The 14,063-nt window shown below is 48.0% G+C and carries 12 protein-coding genes, 3 tRNA genes, 2 pseudogenes and 1 riboswitch; of the genes and pseudogenes, 4 read left to right on the top strand and 13 right to left on the bottom strand.

Annotation, left to right across the window (positions count from 1 at the left end):
- From SSCH_RS20665 to SSCH_RS01530, 5 genes are all read right to left on the bottom strand, one after another.
- Positions 1-284 (bottom strand): 2-hydroxyacyl-CoA dehydratase (locus SSCH_RS20665; RefSeq protein ID WP_198142073.1); only part of this gene is annotated, 284 nt, incomplete at its 3' end.
- Positions 277-663 carry a 2-hydroxyacyl-CoA dehydratase gene (locus tag SSCH_RS20660; RefSeq protein ID WP_052835183.1) on the bottom strand — a complete coding sequence of 129 codons (387 nt, stop codon included), beginning with the start codon at positions 661-663 and terminating at the stop codon, positions 277-279. The genes SSCH_RS20665 and SSCH_RS20660, both read right to left, overlap by 8 nt.
- Positions 664-1,725: 1,062 nt before the next feature.
- Positions 1,726-1,801, bottom strand: a tRNA-Val gene (locus tag SSCH_RS01540).
- A gap of 86 nt (positions 1,802-1,887) precedes the next feature.
- Positions 1,888-1,961 (bottom strand) — tRNA-Ile (locus tag SSCH_RS01535).
- A gap of 1 nt (position 1,962) precedes the next feature.
- Positions 1,963-2,037, bottom strand: a tRNA-Asn gene (locus SSCH_RS01530).
- A 359-nt stretch (positions 2,038-2,396) separates the two neighbouring features.
- Between SSCH_RS01530 and SSCH_RS01525 the strand changes: the two genes are divergently transcribed.
- Together SSCH_RS01525 and SSCH_RS01520 are read left to right on the top strand one after the other, a co-directional pair.
- Positions 2,397-3,116 (top strand): ABC transporter ATP-binding protein, encoded by a 720-nt coding sequence (locus SSCH_RS01525; protein ID WP_044663932.1) that lies wholly within the window; start codon positions 2,397-2,399, stop codon positions 3,114-3,116.
- Positions 3,113-4,777: a putative ABC transporter permease subunit gene (locus tag SSCH_RS01520; protein WP_044663931.1), complete on the top strand. Its 1,665-nt coding sequence runs from the start codon at positions 3,113-3,115 to the stop codon at positions 4,775-4,777. Before SSCH_RS01525 ends, SSCH_RS01520 begins: the two co-directional genes overlap by 4 nt.
- A gap of 107 nt (positions 4,778-4,884) precedes the next feature.
- Here the strand turns inward: SSCH_RS01520 and SSCH_RS01515 are convergent, their stop codons facing one another.
- From SSCH_RS01515 to SSCH_RS01500, 4 genes are all read right to left on the bottom strand, one after another.
- Positions 4,885-5,625 (bottom strand): ABC transporter ATP-binding protein, encoded by a 741-nt coding sequence (locus SSCH_RS01515; RefSeq protein ID WP_044663930.1) that lies wholly within the window; start codon positions 5,623-5,625, stop codon positions 4,885-4,887.
- A 3-nt stretch (positions 5,626-5,628) separates the two neighbouring features.
- The gene (locus SSCH_RS01510) at positions 5,629-6,624 is read right to left on the bottom strand and encodes an ABC transporter substrate-binding protein (protein WP_044663929.1); all 996 of its coding nucleotides are present in this window, start codon (positions 6,622-6,624) and stop codon (positions 5,629-5,631) included.
- Positions 6,625-6,746: 122 nt separating this feature from the next.
- Positions 6,747-7,511, bottom strand: coding sequence for an ABC transporter permease (locus SSCH_RS01505; RefSeq protein ID WP_044663928.1), 765 nt, complete (start codon positions 7,509-7,511; stop codon positions 6,747-6,749).
- Positions 7,486-7,770, bottom strand: a complete 285-nt coding sequence (locus SSCH_RS01500) for a thiamine-binding protein (RefSeq protein WP_044663927.1) — start codon at positions 7,768-7,770, stop codon at positions 7,486-7,488. Before SSCH_RS01500 ends, SSCH_RS01505 begins: the two co-directional genes overlap by 26 nt.
- A gap of 223 nt (positions 7,771-7,993) precedes the next feature.
- Positions 7,994-8,095, bottom strand: a riboswitch (TPP riboswitch).
- Between the two features lie 136 nt (positions 8,096-8,231).
- On the opposite strand from SSCH_RS01500, the gene SSCH_RS01495 reads away from it, so the two are divergent.
- Together SSCH_RS01495 and SSCH_RS01490 are read left to right on the top strand one after the other, a co-directional pair.
- Entirely contained in the window at positions 8,232-8,600 is a 369-nt protein-coding gene (locus tag SSCH_RS01495; protein WP_044663926.1) for a helix-turn-helix domain-containing protein, read from the top strand.
- Between the two features lie 38 nt (positions 8,601-8,638).
- The gene (locus SSCH_RS01490; RefSeq protein WP_044663925.1) at positions 8,639-9,016 is read left to right on the top strand and encodes a septum formation initiator family protein; all 378 of its coding nucleotides are present in this window, start codon (positions 8,639-8,641) and stop codon (positions 9,014-9,016) included.
- 272 nt (positions 9,017-9,288) lie between these two features.
- Here the strand turns inward: SSCH_RS01490 and rpoD are convergent.
- From rpoD to SSCH_RS01470, 4 genes and pseudogenes are all read right to left on the bottom strand, one after another.
- A pseudogene (gene rpoD / locus SSCH_RS01485) lies at positions 9,289-10,381 on the bottom strand (RNA polymerase sigma factor RpoD).
- Positions 10,335-12,227 carry a DNA primase gene (gene dnaG, locus SSCH_RS15990; protein ID WP_052835182.1) on the bottom strand — a complete coding sequence of 631 codons (1,893 nt, stop codon included), beginning with the start codon at positions 12,225-12,227 and terminating at the stop codon, positions 10,335-10,337. The pseudogene rpoD and the gene dnaG overlap by 47 nt, the downstream one beginning before the upstream one ends.
- 75 nt (positions 12,228-12,302) lie before the next feature.
- Positions 12,303-13,300: pseudogene (locus SSCH_RS01475) on the bottom strand (deoxyguanosinetriphosphate triphosphohydrolase).
- A gap of 28 nt (positions 13,301-13,328) precedes the next feature.
- Positions 13,329-13,937, bottom strand: a complete 609-nt coding sequence (locus tag SSCH_RS01470) for a flavodoxin family protein (protein ID WP_232294144.1) — start codon at positions 13,935-13,937, stop codon at positions 13,329-13,331.
- Positions 13,938-14,063: the final 126 nt, after the last annotated feature.

Below are 14,063 nucleotides of genomic sequence, written 5' to 3'. Positions count from 1 at the left end.
GGAACACTTTTAACATGTCTAACCCGGAGTATAAGACGCGGGTTTGCCTTGTTCATTGTCAAATTAAACCCTGTCAAAGCTCTCAGGGCCTCTTCGTTATTGTTGTGGATGGCTTCATACAGCGCCTCATCTGTAATTTCAACCTCGAGGGCAGCTTCCAGGTGCTTTTTTAGCCTCTGCAGCTCCTCATACCAGAGCTCAAGTGAAGCTGCATCATCCGGGACCTGCGGCAGGTGCATCACATATACGGGCTTCATCACATTTTTCTGCAGCAGCTCAAACATTTTTTTTCTTGCCGTCACAGGTTGTCTCCCCAATTACCAGGTCGGAAAGTAAAAAGAAAGGGCATTGTTCTGTCAGCGCAAAGCCGTACGAAGACTTGATCAATGGACACAGATTGCACGGCAGGTCCCTTTCTGCCGCAGCAATGGGCGCTTCTTGAGTCCCACACAAACTAACCGGTATTGCCCCTGCAGCCAGGACAAGTTCCCGAGGACAGTAGGCGCAGAAAATACCGACTACTCTGGTGCCTTTCTCCTGGGCACACCTCATGGCTACCATATTTTCTTCTCTTAAGCTGCCAAAGTTCTCCAACAGAGCTGGTTTCAAAACTCGATCACTCCTTTTCTCCCCATCGTTAACAGTACAATTTACATCAATCAACCTATGTGTGTCCTGCTAGAGTATTTTCAACAGGATTCTCTACCCTGAAAATAAGGGTCAGCAGTCAGATGTCATCTTTTTCGCAGATTCCTTAACATTATTCAACTTCAGCTCCTGTTTTTATCCTCTGCTGGTGTCGCTCAGGGGTGTCTATCTGAGCTTTGACACATCTAATAAGCATAAGGCAAAGCACCAAGCAGTATGGGCACCACCTGGCACTCTGCCCTTTGCTGGGAGCTCTCTATTTTTTGGTGACACCGGCCATATAGGTTACCTTAGTGGTTTTATCAAGATAACTATCTAGGTTGCTTTGCTGGTCAGTGGTGCTGTTTGTTAGTTTTTCAACTTCCCTATGAAATGTTCCTTATAAAATAATTATACATATAGCCATAATATCCTGCTATATCATACATAACTGTTTGTTATAGCGGTGGCATCACAACATCATCAATTCAAGCGCTAATGAACGGGAATTAACAGGGATGCAAAATACAGCTCTGTAGGCGAGAATCTTGTGGATTAATACTTTAATGCACTTTGGACAGGGTTACTGGCAACTTAAAGCAAAGTTACCACAAACACGTTGGATCAAAATCTGGACAATCACCCGGCGGCCATCCCTTTATCTGACATGGCACCCCGAAATTTGATGAATCTGGGTGCCTACATACTCCCTCAATGGCACTGATACAACACGAATCTTTTTTATTATAATAAGCACATTTCCCGATGCAGAGTTGGCATTTACAATTAACACAGCACTTGCCGTGGCATTCCTCAGCTGTGTGCTCAACTCCAGGGCAGTCAAAACGGACGCGCAAAAAATCACCTCCGAAAGATGTGTTGTTTTATATAATAATTTCCACAATTATTAGTGATTCCCTTTCTTCTCCAGAATCTATCTTTATTTTGACACGATAAACTGACCCCTTTGGGCACAAAATAAAAAAAGGCCAAATGGTGGCCAAAACAATACAGAATATATTCTTCTCTCCGACTTCCGGCTTCCGGCTTCCGGCTTCCGGCTTCCAGCTTCCGACTTCCGGCCTCTGACTTCTAAAATGGTGGGCGCGGTAGGGATTGAACCTACGACCTCTTGAATGTGAGTCAAGCGCTCTTGCCACTGAGCTACGCGCCCATCTACCTATCTTTTTTTCTCCAACCTCCGGTCTCAGCCGTCCATCTTTCCTCCGACTTCCAGCCTCCGACCTCTGACCTCTAAACTGGTGGGCCCACAGGATTCGAACCTGGAACCAATCGGTTATGAGCCGAGTGCTCTACCCTTGAGCTATGGGCCCCTGGCTCCCCGGGCAGGATTCGAACCTGCAACTCTCCGGTTAACAGCCGGATGCTCTACCGTTGAGCTACCGAGGAATGCTGTGAACTGTGACATGATTATTATATGACAAACAGCACCTTCAGTCAATGTTTCGGCAATTAGTTTTTAAAGCAATTGTTTGACACGGAAATGGATTATAGAAATATAATACACATCTGAATACTGCCATTAAATAAAAATTAACAATTGCCTTGCTAATAGGCAGGATATACTAAGTTAGGTTGAGAATTTAAGATAACAACTCTTTAAACTGAGTGAATCATCCGTACTTTCAAAATCTGATAGGGGCTGACAATGGCGTTCATTTAACGCCATTGGGAATTTGCAATAAAGCAGGCCGGCCGCGTTTAGGGATAGCCCAGTGACAGGAACCCTTTAGAAAGGACAGTTGCTTATGATTGAACTTATCGGTGTTACCAAATCCTATGCCAAAGGTAGTGTCAAGGCTGTTGATGATGTCACACTTACAGTAAAGCCAGGTGAGATCTTCGGATTTCTGGGGCCAAACGGTGCCGGAAAAACCACCACTATTAAGATGATCGTAGGGCTGCTGCAGCCTGATTCCGGAAGTGTCAAGGTTGCGAATATCGATGTGCTCAGGGATCCCTTAACAGCGAAACGCCAAATCGGTTTTGTACCGGACCAGCCCCAGGTGTATGATCGCCTGACCGGAGCCGAGTACTTAAATTTTCTGGCGGATGTTTACCAGGTGCCGGAGAGGAGAAGGGGAAAGCGCATTGAGCACCTCCTGGAGATCTTCGGCATCAAGGAGGCCATTGGTGACCTGGTACAGAGTTACTCACACGGCATGAAACAAAAACTGGTTTTGACCGGGGCACTCCTGCACAACCCACCGGTTTGGATCATGGATGAACCGATGGTGGGGCTTGACCCCCGTTCCTCCTTTTTGCTTAAGGACCTGATGGGCGAACACTGTTGCCACGGAAATACGGTGTTTTTCTCCACCCATATCCTGGAGGTGGCAGAACGGCTCTGCGATCGCGTTGCTATTATCAACAAAGGAAGGATTATAGCCTGTGGCACCCTGGATGAAATCAATAAACACCACGAGAAAGAAACTCTGGAGAAAATCTTCTTGGAGTTGACACAATGAAGCCATTCCTTGCCCTGATAAGGGTTATTTTTCGCAATTATTACGGTATCTCAGCGATGAAGCAGAAATACCTGGTGGAAAAGAAGGAGTTATGGCAGCCAATTCTGGCGGTCATTGGGATAGGAGTCGGTATTGCTTTTATTTTCTCGATGGCTATGCTCTTTTCTAATGCTTTATATAACGCCGGCAAGATGATCGACGAACCGGGAATAGTCTTGGTCTTGGGTTTTCTGGTGGTCGCTTTCATAACCTTTATCTTTGATATCGGTACAACGATCAGCACCTTTTATTTCGCCCAGGACAACGCCATTTTAGCGGCACTGCCGCTGAAACCCTTACAGGTTATAGCTGCTCGTTTTTCATTGGTGGTGACCAACCAGTACCTGTCACAGGCCATCATCCTGCTTCCACCGCTGATCGTTTTTGGCATGGGAGAAGGGATGGGTCTGCTGTACATCATCCTGGCTGCCCTGATCTTTCTCCTCTTCCCTGCCTTGCCGCTGGCTCCGGCGGCAGTTATAAGCATTTTACTAATGAGCAGAGCAGGCAGCAAACGCCTGAAAGACATCTTCACTATCCTGACCTATGTTCTCGTAATCGTGTTTGTGATCGGAATTCAATTTTTTATGCAGTCACTCCCAGAGGGAGATGAACTCTCTTCAATTGAATCGATCATTCAAACACATGGGGCGTTGTTAACAGAAATAGGGCAGAGCTTTCCTCCGGCAGTCTGGGTTACTAAAGCCCTGGCTATGGCCGGAACTGCTGAAGGGCTGCTCAATCTTGGGTTTTTCCTGTTGCTGACCGGGGCTTTGGTCGCTTTGATGCTGTACCTGGGAGAAAAACATTTCTACCGCGGACTCTTTTCAGGTGAAGAGGTAGCCAGAAAACACCGCATCATCAACAACCGTAAAAGCATCTGGAAGGCCTCATCACCTTTCAAGGCGCTGGTGCTTCGGGAGCACCGCCTCTTTATTCGCACTCCCGTTTTTCTGATGAATGTCCTTCCGGTGGCCATCATCGTCCCGGTTTTTGCTGTGCTTCCCCTGTTGGCTCAGAAAGCGATGTTTGAGTTCAGGGAACTTGGGTCATATCTAGTCAAATACCCCTATCTTAAACTGTCTATTATCGCCTTTATGACCTTCGTCGCCGGTACTTTACCACTGTCTCCATCGGCATTTTCCCGTGAGGGCAAACTGTTTCCACTTTCCCAGTTGATCCCGGCCAGCCCTCGGGAACAGGTCAAGGCCAAATTCTGGTATATCCTGGCAATTAACTTTATCTGCACACTCCCCCTCTTTGTCTTGTGCATTATTCTGCTGCGGTTGAGCTTATCGGATACATTAATGCTTGCTGTCCTGGCACTGGTCACTGCCGCCACAGTAACCGCCCTGGGAATGATTATCGATTTTGCACGCCCTTATTTCGATTGGGAGGACCCCCAGCGTGCCGTCAAAAATAACCTGAATGTAATGTTTATCATGCTGATCACCCTGCTTTTCATGGCCATCACAGGAGGCATAAGTGTTAGCCTGGCCCTTTTTGCTCCCTGGTGGTTGGGTTATTCTATTCTCCTGCTTTTCGTCACAGCCATCTCAGTCAGCCTCTATCTTTGGATTCTGACCCTGGCAGAAAAGAAATACAGACAGTACGAACTATAGGAGATCAGGGGGATGGTTCTCATGATCTTTTTATAATTTTAACCAACTGATCAATCCCTTTTCCAACCAAGGCGATCTTAAGTAAATAACTCAAGCCTGACCCCGGTTCAAATAGACAGGGCATCAAGTATGTCATCCCGCAGTTTGCTATAGCTGGGATCAGTGATGGTGCGTGAACTTTCAGGCCTGCAGAAGGGAACCTTCACCTCCAGGCAAACCTCACTGGGACACTCGGAAAGCACATAGACTCTGTCACACAGGAAAAGTGCCTCCTCCACATCATGTGTAATAAAGAGAACTGTGGGGTGCAGTTCCTTAAACACCCCCAACAGCCAGACCTGCATCTTTCTTCTGGTGATGGCATCCAGTGAAGCAAAAGGCTCATCAAGCAGCATGATATCACTGGAAAAAAGGTATGTCCTGAGCAGGGCGGCCCTTTGCCTCATCCCCCCGGAAAGCTGGGAGGGATAGTAGTGCTCAAAACCCGCAAGCCCAAACTGTTCAAAATACTGCGCTGCCACTGCTTTGGCCTTTCGCTTCGGCACCCCCTTTAAAATCAGGGGGATACTGGTGTTATCCAGGATGCTGCAGGAGGGCAGGAGCAGGTCCTTCTGGTGCATATAGCTCACCCGTCCGGTGACTCCGGTAAAGTCCTGTCCATCGATGATCACCCTCCCGGCATCCGGCAGGATCAGCCCGGAGATGATGTTGAACAGTGTGCTTTTTCCACAGCCACTTGGACCCAGGATCCCGACAAACTCCTGATCAACAGCTTTGAGACTGATCTCACCCAGGGTCAGCAGTCCACCTAAAGTTTTACTGATCCCCTCCACAACTATCTCTGGCAATTCTTACTCCTCCGGTAAAAAATCATTGGTAAAAGCACTTTTAGCATCCAGGGGTTTTTCGATCAGCTTTTGGGAGTACATCCAGTCAGCATACTTCTCCCAACGCTCCTCTGACATCTCACCCCATCTTTTAGCATCACTTTGATACTCTTTGGCCAGATACTGCTGGCTCTTGATCACCAGGTCTTTATTCAGTTCCGGGACACTTTCCAGGAGAATTTCCCCGGCTTTTTCCGGATTATTGATGCAGTACTGATACCCCCTGGAAGTGGCCTTCATGAACTTTTCCACAAGGGCTGGATTCTCTTCGATGGTTTTATCACTGGCGATCAGCACCGGGGAGTAGAAGTCCAGGGCATCGTGATAATCGCGCAGCTGGATAAAGTTTAAAGGAACCCCCCTGATTTCTGATTCGATCCCGGTCCAACCCCAGAAGATCCAGGAGAAATCCACATCCTTCTTCATGCAGGAGAAAAAGTCCGCAGCACCGATATTGATCATCTCCACCTTATCAAAGTCAGCACCATCCTGCAGCATCAATGCCTTCAGCATCGCTTCCTCTGCCGGGGAACCCCAACCCCCATAGCTCTTCCCCTCAAAATCTGCAGGGGTTTTGATCCCCTTTTCCACTGGAGAGGCAAAGCCTGATGTGTTGTGCTGGATCACCCCTGCTATGGCTTTTACCGGAAGTCCCTTGGTACGGGCAATGGTCATCTCCTCCTGATAGCTAAAGCCGAAATCCCCCTGGTCAGCTGCGATCAGCTGGGCTGCGCCGCCCTCACCCGGCTGGGTGATCTCCACATCAAGACCCTCTTCTTTGTAATAGCCCATCTTCTGGGCGACATAGACACCTGTATGGTTGGTGTTCGGTGTCCAATCCAGGATCACGGTCACCTTTTCTAATTGATCAGCATCCTCCTGAGTCTCCCCACAGCCCCCCAGAAACAGCATTGAAAGTGAAAGAACACAGACAGCTAAAGCTATTAACCCTTTTTTCACAGTAAAAACCACCCTTCAAAATTCTAAGTGTTTGATAATACCTTGGAATTTCTCAAAACACACAATAAAACACACAACCCCAATATGCATTACCTTTCTACTAATACAGACTTTTCTCCTGACTACTCATTCAACCTGTGCCAGGGAATGACCAGCCTTTCCACAATGACAACCACAGCAAAAAGCATCAGGCTTAAGATAGTGATCGCCAAAATGGCGGCAAAAACCCGATCCACCATAAAAGAGCGCTGGGAAAGGGTCAGGTAGTTGCCAAGTCCCTCTTTAGCCCCCAGCCATTCTCCGATCACCGCCCCCATCACACTGTAGGTGGCGGAGATCTTCAGCCCTGAGAAAAAGGAGGGAAGGGCAAGGGGAAGTTTCACCATCCGAAAGATCGCCATTTTGGATGCCCCCATTGACCTGAAGAGCTTCAAATAATCATTATCCACCGCTGCCAATCCCCCCAGGAGGCTGATCACCACTGGGAAGAAGCAGACCAGGATCACCACCAGGATTTTAGGCAAAATGCCGTAGCCAAACCAGATGATAAACAGTGGAGCAACAGAGACAATGGGCACGGTCTGGGAGGTGACCAAGAGCGGATATAAGGCCTTCCTCACCAGCGGCAGTTCATCCATCAACAGGGCAATGATAAAGGCCAGGATGACGGCAGCCGCAAAACCCACCAGGCACTCGAATATGGTGACTCTGGCGTGTTTCAGCATCATGGGCAGGGTCTCTCCGAAGGTCTTCAGTATCTGTAATGGACCAGGCAGAATCCACTCAGGCACCTTTCCCCACCTGACGATCAGCTCCCAGAGCACTAAAAGCAAAGCTATAAAAAGCAGCGGTGCCCCGCAGTCAGCGATACTTTTTGATCTTTTCATCAATGGTCACTCCACCGGCCTTGCAGTCGATCTTAACTACAGAGACAACTCGCGCAGCCCCATTTTTAAAACATACTTCCTGTGCCTTTTCCACGATCCCCAACAGCTGATGGAGTTCTCCCTCCATAGTAGTCTCCATGGGGCCGACAACATACTTCACACCTGATTCTTGAATCAGCTCTATGACCTGGCCTACCACCTGGTAGAGCTGCTCCTCAGGAACACCTGGTAAGACCTGCAGGCTGACATTGCATAGCATTATCCACACTCCTTTCGCCGGTTATTTCGTTTTTACTTCCTGTGATCTGTAGCAAATAAAATGTCCCGATGTTACGTGGCAAAAAAACATCTTTCTGCCACCCCACTGCCACCGAAGGGGACGCTTGATACCAATAGATGAACACCACTATCGCCAAGCTCCCCTCGACCTCGGCCACCCACGCAAACAACACAGGCACCCCACCGATAATGGAGTGCCTGAAAAAAAATCATATTAATCACTCCCTCCGCTGGTATTACCCAGATCAGGTTCAAAGGGTTGGCATCAAATGCCTCTCAGCCTTTCGGCACCCCTGTTTGAAACTGTTTTATACCATTATACTATAAAAATCACAAAATAGGGATGGATCAGAAGAACAATCCACTTTTGTTATTGCATTTCAATGCATTTTGTGCAATAATGGGAGTGGTATTGCATTATTGTTATGCGAGGGGAATTCTATGCGCAGCTATATATCCAATAAAATCGAACATTGCAAGGCTGAACTTATGCACGCATTGGACCGCAATGACTATCTGTCTGCGATTAAGCTGCGGGCGGTACAAAAGGAATTTGAGGATCTCCTTAATGCATTTGATAGTGCGGGAAATACAGTTATAGATGCAACAGCCCTTTCACCACAACAATATTATACAACCAGGGAAGCCGCTGCTGTGCTGGGTGTTCATCCCAGCAGTGTGACACGCAAGGCGGCTTTTTTGCATGGTCAAAAGATTAATGGCAGATGGCAATTTCCTAAAGAAATTATCGATCAGGAAGGCATAAAACTTCGCGGTAGAGTGAAACCGGGAAGAAAACCCCAAAGTTAGTCCTGGCTGAATCAGCTGTAGGGCACGAAAAAAGGAGGATGGGTAAACTGAATTCGGTTATTGCAAAACAGGAGTGTAATTACAGTGTGGTACTTGGTCATCCGCTTCCACAACAGAAATTCCGGTTAAAGACAAGGCGGCGTTCTCTGAAGATACCTGTAATGATTACTACTGCCGTTCTGCTGCTTCTATTTTTACTCTTGACTTACATCTACCTTCATAATACAGCAACTGTCCTCAGCTATCAGGTGGATAAATCTGCCCAGTCTATAGGCGTATTGCAAAGAGAAAATAAGAGCTATGAGCTGGAAGCGCTCAAACTGCGGTCACTGGACCGGGTAGAAGATACAGCCAGAAACAAACTGGGGATGTGTGAGCCAGATTCGATTTTCCTGGATAACATCATTCTAAAATGACCAAAAAAAAATTGTCCATCATCTTCTGTTCCTACTCAGAAACAACTACCTACCCAAGACATACCGATCAGGCAATAAAAATAAGCCTGATTTTGGTATCCCTTGGAAATACCAGATCAAGCATTAGGTAGTCCCCGTAAACTTCCGATATCTAACCTCCAGCCAGGCCTCTTTGATGGTAAATACCAGTTTTTACTTGTATCCGATAATAACTCAATTACTCAAGCCTGACCCCAAAAAAAAGCCCCTCCTGTTTGATGGTGGGGCATTTCTTATTCGAGATAGTCTTTCAGTTTTTTGCTTCGGGTGGGGTGGCGCAGTTTGCGCAGTGCTTTTGCCTCTATCTGTCTGATGCGCTCTCTCGTCACATTGAACTTCTGCCCAACCTCTTCTAAGGTGCGCGCCCTCCCATCGATAAGCCCGAACCGCAGGCGCAGCACATCCCTTTCTCTGGGTGTAAGGGTTTCCAGTACCTCTTCCAACTGCTCTTTGAGCAGGATAAATGACGCTGCCTCTGCCGGAGCCAATGCATCCTCATCTTCGATGAAGTCTCCCAAGTGGCTGTCTTCCTCCTCACCGATAGGGGTTTCCAGTGACACAGGTTCCTGAGCAATTTTCATGATCTCGCGCACGCGCTCCGGTGGGATATCCATCTCTGCAGCGATCTCTTCCGGTGTGGGATCCCTACCCAGTTCTTGCAGCAGCTGCCTGTTGATCCTGACCAACTTGTTGATGGTCTCCACCATGTGTACAGGAATGCGGATCGTTCTGGCCTGGTCAGCGATGGCCCGGGTAATTGCCTGCCTGATCCACCAGGTGGCATATGTGCTGAACTTATAGCCTTTGCGGTAATCGAATTTCTCTACCGCCTTGATCAGGCCCAGGTTCCCCTCCTGGATCAGGTCTAAAAAAAGCATCCCTCTTCCTACATAACGCTTGGCAATACTCACAACAAGTCGCAGATTTGCCTCAGCAAGCCGGCGCCTTGCTTCTTCATCTCCGGCCTCTATTCCTTTTGCCAGTTCCACTTCTTCCTCAGCAGTCAACAGGTCAATGCGACCGATCTCTTTTAAGTACATACGGACGGGATCATCGATAGCAACACCTTCAGGAACAGAAAGATCCACATCAGTTTCTTCATCTTCTTCAGTCTTCACCATTTTTGGCATCAGCTTTTGCGCTTCCGTCTGAACTGACTTTAATTCCGATGGCCCCAAAGTGCTCATATATGCTGTCTATCTTTTCTGAACTCAGATCGAAATTCTGGAGGGTATCCATAATTTCCTCATAGGAGAGAGTTCCCTTTTCCTTTCCTCGCTCAATTAAGGCTTTTACTGCATCCATGCTTGATTGTTCTTCTTTCATTGCTATCCCCCCTTTCGTAGTGCATCAAGTTATACCCTTGCTGCCGACTTTTTTTTAGTTGTTCCAGTTCTTCGTACAGTACATGTATTTCTGCTAAGAGACCCCTAATTCCTTCTTGATCGCCATTTTTTTCGCACTTTCTTAAAGTAGCTTGTTTTGCGTCTATTAACTGGCTTAATTGCTCCTTTTTTAATGTCCAAATATAATCTTCTACCAGTTGTTCCTTCTGCACCTTATCCAGGTGAATCTCTTCACCGCTCATCAAGAGACCTGCCAGTTCATCCTGATTGTCTGCTGCAACCTCGATCAATTCCGCGGGGCTGGACCAATCAGGCTTTGTAAAAAGTTGATGATAATCTTTTAGCTTGCCAGTGAATACTGCCTCTTCTCCCAGTTCTTCCTGTACCCGCTCCAAAAGAGTGCGATCCTGGCACATAAAGCGGAAGAGACCCCGTCTTGCCACCTCTGACGCAGGTATGCGCCGTTTTTCGAAAGTTTGTTTGCCTTGTTCCATATTATATCTATTTTTATCACTTTTATCCTCCCATTTGCTCTGTTTCTTCAAATATCGGGATAATTCCAGGCTGATGGCCTCCTCTGATGTATGCATCTTTTGGGCAGCCATCTGTATAAAACCCTCACGCACCACATAATTGGGTATCTTTGCGATCTCTTCTACCAGTTCTCTGGCGATTTCCGCTCGTTCCACAACATCCTCAGGATCATACTGGCGGAGCAGTTGTTCCAGTCTAAACTCAAAGTAACCTGTTGTACGGTTTTCTAAAGCTGACGCAAACGCCTCTTTTCCATGGGCTCGCAAAAAGTCATCAGGGTCTGTGGCCTCCGGGAGGTTCAGAATGGATACCTGAGCCCCCAACTCTTGTAAAAAGCCAGCACCGCGCATCGTGGCGGCTGAACCGGCAGCATCCTCATCAAAAGCCAGGACAACGTCTTTCGTATAGCGCAATAATAGCCGTGATTGGTCACGGGTAAAGGCTGTTCCCAGAGCGGCAACTGTATTTCGGAAACCATATTCCTGAGCAGTGATACAGTCCAAATAGCCCTCCACCACAATGATCTTCTTTTGATCCCGAACCGCAGGTATAGCCAGATGAAGACCGTATAAATTGCGGCTCTTATTGAAAACAGGTGATTCAGGAGAGTTCAGATATTTGGGCTCCTCATCCCCCAGCGCTCGCCCGCCAAAACCCAGACAGCGTCCCCTGGCATCACAGATGGGAAAGATAATACGACCGCGGAAAAGCTCCTGCAGGGTGCCGTACCGCTCACTAAACTGTCCTGATTGGCGAATTTCTTGAAGGGAAAAACCCTTCCCCGTTAAATATTTCAAAAGGCCGCCACCGGCATCGGGAGCAAAACCCAGCAGGAATTTCTCCCAGGAACTCCTGTTCACCCCACGCCCCATCAGGTAGCCGCGGGCAGACTCCGCTTTTGCTCCATATACTAATATTCTATGATAGTATTCTGCTGCATGAGCATTCAGTTCATAGAACCTTTCCTTGCGCTCATGTTTCTCCCTTGAACGAGGGGAGCGAGGCACATCCAGGCCAAGCCTGTCTGCCAGGATTTCCACGGCATCCAGAAAGGGTAAGTTCTCCATCTTCATCAAAAAAGAAAAAACATTTCCCCCTGCACCACAGCCAAAACAGTAAAAAATCTGCTTGGCGGGTGATACACTGAATGAGGGGGTCTTCTCCCGGTGAAAGGGACAGAGCCCCATATAGTTTTGTCCGGATCTTTTTAAAGGAACATATTCGCTGATCAGCTCAACGATATCAACCCCGCTCCGGACACTATCCAGAAATTCTTCGGGGATAGGACCCATTCTACAAACACCCGTTCTTAAAAAATGCACCTGTAAACAGTTCGCTACCGGGCATCTTATCTCCTGCTTATCTGTTCACTTCATCCAGGCGTTCGGCACAAAATGTTTCTCAAATGTTTTCAAGGCAAAGCGATCGGTCATTCCTGCAATATAATCGACAACACATCTTTCCAGTCCTTCTCGTGATACCTTTAACTTTAGTTCCTTTGTGAGCAAATTGGGGTTCTCCAGGTAATACTCGTATAGTGTCTTGACTATTCGTTGTGCTTTAGCTTCTTCCTTTTTGGCAACAGAACCAATATATACCTGCTCAAAAAGGAAGCTGCGCAAACCATCAGTGGCCACCTGAACATGATCACTCATGGTGATCTCCGGTTTTCCCCAGCTTTTCTCGATAATATCTGTGACCATGGTGTTAATTCTTGCTTTATGACGGTTGCCCAGAATCTTGACACAATCCCTGGGCAGGTCACTCTCCTCAATAATCCCCGCCCTGATGGCATCATCGATATCATGATTGATGTAAGAGATGCGGTCAGCTATCCTGACGATCTGCCCCTCCAGTGTTGCAGGATGCCGTGGACCGGTGTGGCAGAGGATGCCGTCCCGCACCTCCCAGGTCAGGTTGAGGCCGCGCTCCCCTTCCAGTTGATCAACCACCCGCAAACTCTGCTCATTATGGCGAAAGCCGGAGGATAGATTTCATTCAAAGCAGATTCTCCTGAATGCCCGAATGGTGTGTGCCCGAGGTCATGCCCTAAAGCGATGGCTTCGGTCAGGTCTTCATTGAGCCTCAGTGCCCGGGCCAGGGTGCGGGAGATCTGGGAAACTTCCAGGGTATGGGTGCTCCTGGTTCTGTAGTGATCTCCCTCCGGGGAGATGAAAACCTGGGTTTTATGCTTGAGGCGCCGGAAGGCCTTGGAATAGATTATCCGGTCGCGGTCACGCATAAACACCGTTCGCACCGGGCAGGGATCCTCCGGATAAAGGCGCCCCCTTGACCCCGTGCACAGTGTGGCATAAGAAGCAAGATACTTGGCTTCCTGTTTTTCGATCTCCTCACGTATACACAGATCCTTTGGCAAAAGCCACCACCTCGTTTTAGCGTATCCGCAGTTCCTTTGTTGCCGCCGCAACTTCAAGAACATGCCGCCCCAGGATGTGCGCCCGCTTCTTGCCGTTTTCATCCTCCATAGCCGGCCGCTGGGCACATGCTCCCTGGTGACCGCAGTCAAACTCCCGATAGCCGTCACCGACAATGATCATCCCCTGAACCAGCATCATGTCGTGGATTGCCTTGAGTGTGGTCTCTTGACCCCCAAAGCGTCCACCCCCTACAGCAATTGCTCCCCCGACAACATTCAGAAGCGCCTTTTCCCGCCGCAGCACACGGGTTTTATCCCAAAAGGCCTTCAGTTGGCCGGATAGTGTGCCAAAATAAACAGGGCTGCCCATAATTATTCCATCTACACGATGCAATAGATCGAAAGCCTCACCGAGCTTATTTCCCTCACCACAGACACCGTCACAAGTAGACGAACAAATCTCGCAAAATGGGGGTTCTACCCCTTGCAGTATCTCTGCCACATGCAGCAGTTCTGTTTTCGCCCCTGATTCCCGGGCTGCTGCAAGGGCTTCTTTCAGAAGAAAAACCGTGTTTCCATCATGATTGGGGCTGCCATTAATACCTAAAATAAACAATTGATGCACCTCCTATGACTAAAATGGAACGTTTAGATAAATATATACTATTTCCTTAGCCAAGGTTCCTTCCTGTTCCATAGATAATATTCTTAACCAGCCACGGGAGTGAAGCTTGAACGTGGTTCCAAGCCA

The sequence above is a fragment of the Syntrophaceticus schinkii genome, assembly GCF_000946815.1.
In the GTDB taxonomy this organism is placed as follows: domain Bacteria; phylum Bacillota; class DSM-12270; order Thermacetogeniales; family Thermacetogeniaceae; genus Syntrophaceticus; species Syntrophaceticus schinkii.
The sequence above is the reverse complement of the archived record's forward strand: the minus strand, read 5'-3'. Positions and strand labels throughout refer to the sequence as shown.